The 7,903-nt window shown below is 46.3% G+C and carries 5 protein-coding genes; 3 read left to right on the top strand and 2 right to left on the bottom strand.

Annotated features, from left to right (window positions below; translation table 11 throughout):
- The coding region (locus tag DSZ37_RS17420) for an RNA dependent RNA polymerase (protein WP_109728197.1) at positions 1 to 2,734 on the bottom strand (2,734 nt) is incomplete at its 3' end.
- Between the two features lie 425 nt (positions 2,735 to 3,159).
- Between DSZ37_RS17420 and DSZ37_RS17415 the strand changes: the two genes are divergently transcribed.
- The 3 genes from DSZ37_RS17415 (at position 3,160) to DSZ37_RS17405 (ending at position 6,199) form a co-directional block, all read left to right on the top strand.
- Complete coding sequence (locus tag DSZ37_RS17415; protein WP_109728195.1) at positions 3,160 to 4,203, top strand: AAA family ATPase; 1,044 nt, start codon at positions 3,160 to 3,162, stop codon at positions 4,201 to 4,203.
- Between the two features lie 362 nt (positions 4,204 to 4,565).
- Entirely contained in the window at positions 4,566 to 4,877 is a 312-nt protein-coding gene (locus tag DSZ37_RS17410; protein WP_109728193.1) for a plasmid mobilization protein, read from the top strand.
- The gene (locus DSZ37_RS17405) at positions 4,877 to 6,199 is read left to right on the top strand and encodes a relaxase/mobilization nuclease domain-containing protein (protein WP_109728191.1); all 1,323 of its coding nucleotides are present in this window, start codon (positions 4,877 to 4,879) and stop codon (positions 6,197 to 6,199) included. Before DSZ37_RS17410 ends, DSZ37_RS17405 begins: the two co-directional genes overlap by 1 nt.
- Before the next feature lie 124 nt (positions 6,200 to 6,323).
- Here DSZ37_RS17405 and DSZ37_RS17400 read toward each other — a convergent pair whose 3' ends face one another.
- Positions 6,324 to 7,829: a transposase gene (locus tag DSZ37_RS17400; protein WP_109728190.1), complete on the bottom strand. Its 1,506-nt coding sequence runs from the start codon at positions 7,827 to 7,829 to the stop codon at positions 6,324 to 6,326.
- Positions 7,830 to 7,903: the final 74 nt, after the last annotated feature.

The raw sequence follows: 7,903 nt of genomic DNA, 5'->3' as shown, positions 1-7,903 counted from the left end.
TGTCAGTGCGGTTATTATCATCGTCAATGTCAGCTATGAGATCAATGAGAACACGGTAACCGCCGAAACGGAAGTCGCTGAAAAGCGGATAGTACCGTTCGTGCTCAGGCAGCCACTCAGCTAACAGATCATCACGCTGTTCCTTTGGCGTCAAGTGCCAGTTCTTAGCCTGCAACTCCTGCCTGATAGCAGCTATCCTCTCGGGAGGTGTACCCTGAAACAGGGTATACATCATATCTGCGTCGTATTCACGGTCCTGACCACGGCTGTACAGAATTCGCTGAATGTCGTTCCTGCGCTGTCTGTCCTTAACAGGCTGTCCGCAGGCTCTGATGCGTGACAGACACCGTTCATAGTCCGTCACAAGAGCTTTAATCCGCTCCATTTTGTCACTGCTCAGCTTGTCCTTCCAGTTTTCATCTTCTGCAAATGTGAAAAGTTCGCAGTCATCGGCAGGTTTGTCAACGACAGTCTTCGTGTTCTTTTCAAGCATATATGCAAGGTACGGCAGACGCTCTACATTGGAGTCAACCTTGTCCCAGTCCGTGTCAGCAAAGAACTTCTCGAATTGCTCTTCAAAGGTAGGCTCGTACCACGCACGGCGTCCCTCGCTTTTTTCAAGCAGGCTCTTGTATTTCAGGAACTTGCTCTTTGCAACAGTCTTCGTACCAAGATACTCCGTAAGATCAGGCTTCACACCGCTCTTGGCTGAGTCTATCTCCAGACCCGTGAGGATAGCAAGTGTCTCAGTTTCCTCACGACACTTGTCACGAAGTTCGTCGTCGGAGTTCTCATTGTATGCGATGATACTTCTGTTCAGCGCCGCATTGGAGATCTGTCCAACTCGTGAAGAAAATGTGCTCTTGACCGTTTCGAAGCGTGCCTGCCAGTCGGTGGCATCACGGATAACAGGTTCAGCGCTTGGTATTTTCAGCAACGGAGTCTCAGCCTTTGAATTGCGCTTGACACATCGGTTGACGATTGGATCGGAGATAGTTTTTATCATATCGCCGTCGAAGTCTGCACCGCCAAGACGCTCCGCAGTCAGCGAGTCCCAGTTCACCATAACAACATCGGTGAGGTGGCTGAGATAATACTTCCTCATATTCTCAACATCGGGATAGACTTGCAGCTGAACCTCTTCGTTTCGGGAAATGTGCGGATTACGCAGGAGAGTACACTCATTGCTGTGCGAATACGCCATTGACGGAGCATAGAAAGCGTTCTTCTCAAATTCACTTTGTATTGCACCGTTGAAGAAGTTGCGCTGACTTGTGTTTCGCTTTGCTTTTTTGGGTATAAAATCTTTAAGGAAACCGAGCAGGTCTGCGGAAAGATATCTGTTGTCGCCTGCAACTATGAGCCTACCGAGAGCATATTGCTTAAGCACCGCCTGAGCCCGTGACTTCAATCTGTCAGCGTAAACAGGCTCAGCAATGAACTTCGGATTTTTCTCAAGTATCTTTTTAAGGTAGTATTCTTTAGTACCACGTCTGTGTTTTTGGCTTGTGAAAAAGCTCAGGCGATACTCCCTGTCGGTGCAAAGCCTGTAATATTCACGTTCAGTTTCCTTGGTGAGCCAGTGGCGGTTATCGTTCTCTGGAAATGACAGCGGCAGGTCAAGAGGTCGGAACTCGTCTGCTGTCATTGAAAGAGTATTGAGGAACTGATAGTTCAGCTCTGTGAACTTCTGCGGACTGTCTTTGCTTACACCAGAGATGTACAGAGCGTGCTTGTATCTGCGGAATGCTTCCCAGTAGTCCTCCCAGCTCATATTGTTCTCGCAGAGCCAGCCGTAGCCCTTGAACATACTCTTGGTGAGAATAATATCAACGTCAGCAGCTTTGTGCTCAACTCCCCAGATGTCGGTGAGCGTTGCAACTCCTGCGCTCTTGAAGAAGTCATGAATATCTATCTGATGCAGCATTCCTTTGATGTACGGCAGACGTATCTGAAACGATGTGTGCTCGCCGCCTAACTTTTTATTGATGAGCTTGGCGAACTCCTTAGAGATAACTCCTTCGCCGTCATAACCGAGAATATCAACACTCTCCCTGCGCTCAACACGGTGATACTTGCGAACAGGTGCGTCGCTGCCGTCATCCTCAACAGTTATAACATCTGTGTCGTGAACGGTGTGTTTTTGATTTTCCACAACGATAACTCTGTGAGGCTTGTCAATGCCGATTCCGTCCACACGGATACCGCCTGAGAGCATAAGTCCGTTGTATGCATACAGCTTGCTGAGCTGGCACTTGGTTATCTCCATGCCGAGGCGAATGCGTTCTGTGACCTTCCAGAAAATGTCTTCACGGATAAAGGACAGCACAGCATTTCTGCTCATGCTTGCTGAGCGCTCAAACGCAACGTACTTGTGCATACCGTTGCCGAAGTCTATCTCCACACCTCTGTTCGTGAACAGTGCCGCAGCCTTCTCTTGGAGCTGTGCATAGTAAGGAATAGTTGCGTCACGGTCAAACACCCGTGAGAAGTCTGCGTAGAAGATAACATCGGACAGGTCCGTCATAAGGTCAGCGCCGTCATATTTGAAATCGTCACCGTGGAGTACGCACATTATCTGATAGAAAAGTGCGTTGTCGTCCTGCTCGTGAGCGGAGTGTTTCAGACAGCTCCGCAGTGCATTTTTATCAATAACTGTTTTGTAAAACAGTCCGTCAGGCTTGGAGTAGTTCAGCATGGCTCTGACGGACAGATCGTAGATCTTGTATTTCATGGTCTCACCACCTGCCAAAATTATATCACAAAACATATCAAAATGCAATAAGGATACTGCTCCCACATTTTATGCTGAAATGCTTATTTTGCACTTATAATCATTCAAAACTGTCATCATAACAGTTTTGAAAGGCAACGTCTGCAAAGCTCTATTCTATGCGCTTTGCGGTCAATATCAGTTTCCTGTGAGAAAAGGTCAGTTCTCATAAAAATCAATTTGTGTTTCGGAAAATGATTCAGAGCAGTCAAAAACTTATGCAAAAACAGGTCAATTTGCATAAAGGATACTGCTCCCACATTTTTTCAATCAAAAGAGCAAATATCCGCCCGACACAGCCCACACAAATAGTTCGCGCGAGCAGTTGCCCGTAACGAAAAAAGCTGTTGGCTGTGTCGGGGATCTTATGAGAAAGGAGGAATGCTATGAGTAATGTGTTACAAACGAAAACCGCAGAAGAAATACTGACAACAGTATTCAAGCCGAAGGAGTTTATTATTGACGGACTGCTTACACAGGGACTGTACGTACTCGCAGGTGCACAGAAGGTAGGCAAGTCATGGCTGGCAATGGATATCTGTCTCAGCATCGCAACAGGAGTTCCTGTACTCGGACGTGATACTATTCAGGGAACTGCTTTGTATCTTTGTCTCGAGGATAACTATCAGCGACTACAGCGCAGATTGTTTCGAATGAACGCTGAGCCTGTTGAAAATCTACACTTCGCGATCGCTGCTGATAAAATCGGTGCAGGTCTTGAAGAACAGATAGAAGCGTTCAAGAAAGAGCATGATGATTTGAAAATAGTAGTTGTCGATGTTATGCAAATGGTGCGCAGCAATGTTGAGTCGAGTTATGGTTCTGATTACGCAGAACTGATCGCGCTCAAACAGCTTGCGTATTGTTTAAACATCTGCATACTGCTGATACATCATATGCGAAAAGCTAAGGACGATAATCCGTTCAATATGATGACAGGCAGCACAGGTATCGGCGGTGCTACTGATGGAAACTTTGCGCTCAAAGAAACAAAGTGCGGCTCAGGAAAAGCAATCATGTATTGTCAGGGGCGTGATATTGAATACACTGAACTGCGAATGCATTTCGATACCGATGTCATGCGCTGGATTGTTGAGAACGAACCTGCGACGCAGAAGAGCCGCGACAATATTGTTCTCTCTGCTGTTTATCTTTTCATCAGAGAGCGAATCCACTTTGAAGGTACTGCAACTGAGTTGGTCGCTGAGCTGAAAACAGTTACAGATGAAGTCATTTATCCGAACAGAGTAACGCGTGACTTAGTCCAGAACGGATACGAACTCAGCAAGTACGGAATTGATTTCAAGTACGAAAGAGTTCACAAAGGTCGAGTTATTATTCTTCACTACAACGGCGAGCGTGACAGTAGTGACGGTAGAAATGTTACCGTCACGCAGACACTGCCCGACAGCTCACAAAAGTCTATATAGCTTCATCTGCGTGGCGTGTCAGTAGGTTTCCGTGTCGGTAGAGTTACCGTCACGGCGCAGTTACTGTCACGCACAAAAAGCCCCGTTTTTGCCGCCGATACAGAAATCAGGTAGTTACCCCACCTGCGGCGATAAAAGCGGTTGTGGCGCAACGTGGAGCGAGTGTGGCGGATAAAACAGTAACGAAACGTTACGGAATTATTCGCAGAGGACAGAAGCAGTGGCTGGGGGCGAAAAATCAACCCTTCTGGGTTGGCAAGCATAGCTGCCGGCATTCCGCCTGCCGCCTTGCTTGTCGGGCAGAAGCCCGAACCCACTTCAATTCATAGGCATACACCAACAAAAGTCAGGAGGTAGATAACATGAGAAAACGAAACACCACAATAGCGATACGTTGCACAGAAGAAGAGAGCAGACGTATCCACGAGCTCGCAGTGCGGCACGGCTTGAAGCTGAACGACTTCGTAATGCGGTGCGCTCTCGGCAAGAAAATCGTTGTCGCAAATGGCATCGACGAAATAGTTAAGCAGCAGAAAGCTATCGGACGTAATCTCAACCAGATTGCTACACTTGCAAACATGGACAGGCTGACCGCTGTCAACTTTCAGCCGCTCCTCGACGAGCACAGGAAGGTCACGGAGCTGATAGGTCAGCTACTTCGGGAGGTGAAGTGATGGCGACGGTCACGGCTATCAGTACAAAAGGCGGTGGCGGCGGAAAGAAAAGTCTCGAATATATCTGCCGCGATGACAAGACCGAGGGCAAGAAATATGTGACGGCTCTCAACTGTTCGCTGCTGACTGCCTACCAAGAGTTCAAAAACACAAGGGAGATGTACGGCAAGGCTGACGGTGTGAAGTATTATCACTTCGTTCAGTCTCACCCAAGCGGCTACAAGATAGAGCCTGCACTTGCTCATAAGATTGCGGTTGAGTCTGCGGAGAAAGCATTCCCGGGACATGAAGTTGTTGTGGCAACTCACACAGATGCTGACCATATACACTCGCACTTCGTACTCAATGCGGTCAACGCTGAGACAGGTCTGAAGTACCACTCAAACAAATTTACACTGCAAGACCTGCGGCAGCTCAGCGATGAAATTTGTCAGAAGTACGGAATGACAACTCTCAGCAAACCCGAGATATACAAGCAGAGCAATGGTATCACTAACGGCGAGTATCGAGTTGCAATGCGAGGTGAGAGTTGGAAAATGGCTCTCTCCAATACCATTGACGTGGTCATGAAAAGAGCAAAGTCCAAGAAACAATTCCGTTTCTACATGAAGCAAATGGGTTATGATGTTCGGTGGGAGGACAGCCGAAAGTACATCACATACACTTGTCCAAACGGCAGGAGATGCCGCGACAACAAATTACACGAAGCGAAATACAGGAAGGAGAATATGGAATATGAATTCGAAATACGAAGAAGCGAAAGAAGCCTCCAAGCAGAATATGCAGGAGGCACAGGACATACCAACTATGGTCTGCGTCCAGGAACACAACTGGCTGGCGCTGATATCACAGCTGAAACTTCTGACAGATACGCTGTTCGATGTCAAGGCTCAGACAGACGAGACAATGACATATGCACAGATGAAACAATACCTGCAAAATCAGCGGATAATCTACGATCAGCTGCTGGAACAGGGGAAGGAGATACAGGAGCAGACGTCACAGAACGTGACGGCAGAGGTATCGAAGCTGGATCAGGCGGTGGAGTACCTCGTCTCACAGGCTGGGAAGCTGAACGAGCGGACCTTATCGCAGCTGAAATGCTCCGAAGAGCAGAGCAGAAGTCACGGCTTCAGACTGCTCCGACTGGTGGTGTTGATAGAGTTTCTGCACTTGATATCGTCGGTGGCATTGCTGCTCTGGCTTCGATAATTGAAGACGAGCCTGCCGACGATACCGAGTACGCTCGGGAACACGTTGACAGCAAAGCACTTGCCGAGGAACGAGAGCGTAAGGAAGCTCACGGAATACACATGGGATAAGCTATGACTCCCTGAATCAGGGACTCAACTAACTCAGGGGGAAACGTCCGTGAGTTATTATTTGTAGCTCGACTACCGAAGCGGTCCTGAGAGATGAAGTCCCAAAACAGGACCGCACTCAGTACTACCTCGGGAGCGAGTTCCCGAAATGGGAATTCGGAATGGTGGGATGAAATATCCCATCATGACGATGGGGTGGTGAATCGGTGCTGTTGACAAACTGGTATTTTTGCAATAAAAACAGTCCGAATAGCTTTCGGACTGGAATAATAGCTGAATATTGAAGTAAAAATAGTATCTCTACAAGCCTTTTTAAGTTTAATGCGCATGCCGATAAGAGGCATTGCTCAGTAACTCGTTCAATGCCCCTCTTTCGGGTGCGTCTTAAATTATGTCGTTCTTTTTGATGAGAGAAATTTCCCTCGCACCATATTTTTCGCAGCCGCATAGCTTCATAGTACTCAGGCGTTCCGGCATGTTGCATTTGTTTTTCTTTGGCTTCTTCATGAAGATGACGTTCAATCCGTCTTCCAATTTTCGACTTACCTATACATTTTTCCTTATGTGGACAGTTTTGACACTCTGATTTTTTGGCAGCATAACGTTTTACGCCTTTACCTTTGCAATAAGATGAATACTTTAGTATTCTCCCTGCGGGACAAAGATAACAATCATTGTCGGTATCATATATGAAGTTATTTGGCGAGTATTCTTCAGTATAATTACAGTTAGGAGTAGGTTTCTCTCGTTGCGGTATATATGCTGCAATATCTTTTTTTATCATTGCTTCATATACTTCTCGACTGTCATATCCGCCATCCGCACAGATTGCATCAGGATTGAAACCGAATTTTTCAATTTGGTACTCGATTCGTTTAACGTGAGGAACAGAATCCTTGATATTTCCAGCAGTAACAAAAACATCAGTAATCATTCCATGCTTTGAATCGCAGGTCTGATGATTCAGATAGTGAAATCCTGTAGGCTTTCCCGGACGCTTCATCAGTCCGCATTCAGGATCTGTAACGCTTTTGGTGATCTCTTTAGTTTTAGTAGTATCGTATTCAACAGGCTCTTTGATAAGACCGAGTTCATATGCCTCACGATCAAGCTTCTGTATATATTCACTTGGAGTATCAGGTACTTCAATGACTTCACGCAGGTCATTACGTGCATTCGCTCTGATGTGTGTAGAGTCAGTCAGAAGGAGCTTTCCGTCAATAAGACCTGCCTCGAAACACTTACGAACGATCTCATCAAAGACATCTCTAAAAATTGTTGTACCATCAAATTTTCTGCGACGGAGCTGTGAGATAGTTGAGTGATCCGGAACACGTTCATCAAAGTCAATTCCTAAGAACCAGCGGTAAGCAATATTTACGGTGATCTCCTGTTCAAGCTTACGCTCAGAATCGATACCGTAGATATATCCAATTAATAGCATTTTTATCATTACAACAGGATCAATCGAAGGTCTTCCTGTATTTGAATACAGGTCAGCTACCTTGTCATAGATGAAATCAAAATCTACAAGTCTATCCAAATCTCGCAAAAAATGCTCCTGTGGCATTAGTTCTTCAAGTGTCACAAATGACATTTTCATTTGCTTGCTTTCAGCTCTTTTTAACATCGCTGCTACCTCACTTTCGACACTTATATTATACCATATTCAGCACTCAATGTCGAGGGTTTGTCAACAGCACC

It is taken from the genome of Ruminococcus flavefaciens, assembly GCF_900116855.1.
Lineage (GTDB): Bacteria > Bacillota > Clostridia > Oscillospirales > Ruminococcaceae > Ruminococcus > Ruminococcus flavefaciens_R.
Note: the sequence above shows the minus strand (reverse complement) of the source record. Positions and strands in the feature narration are given on the sequence as shown.

What these genes read in the sequence shown, in the direction of transcription:
- DSZ37_RS17415 (WP_109728195.1), top strand. Translation starts at nt 3,160, where the DNA reads ATGAGTAATGTGTTACAAACGAAAACCGCAGAAGAAATACTGACAACA.
- DSZ37_RS17405 (WP_109728191.1), top strand. Translation starts at nt 4,877, where the DNA reads ATGGCGACGGTCACGGCTATCAGTACAAAAGGCGGTGGCGGCGGAAAG.
- DSZ37_RS17410 (WP_109728193.1), top strand. Translation starts at nt 4,566, where the DNA reads ATGAGAAAACGAAACACCACAATAGCGATACGTTGCACAGAAGAAGAG.
- DSZ37_RS17400 (WP_109728190.1), bottom strand. Translation starts at nt 7,829, where the DNA reads ATGTTAAAAAGAGCTGAAAGCAAGCAAATGAAAATGTCATTTGTGACA.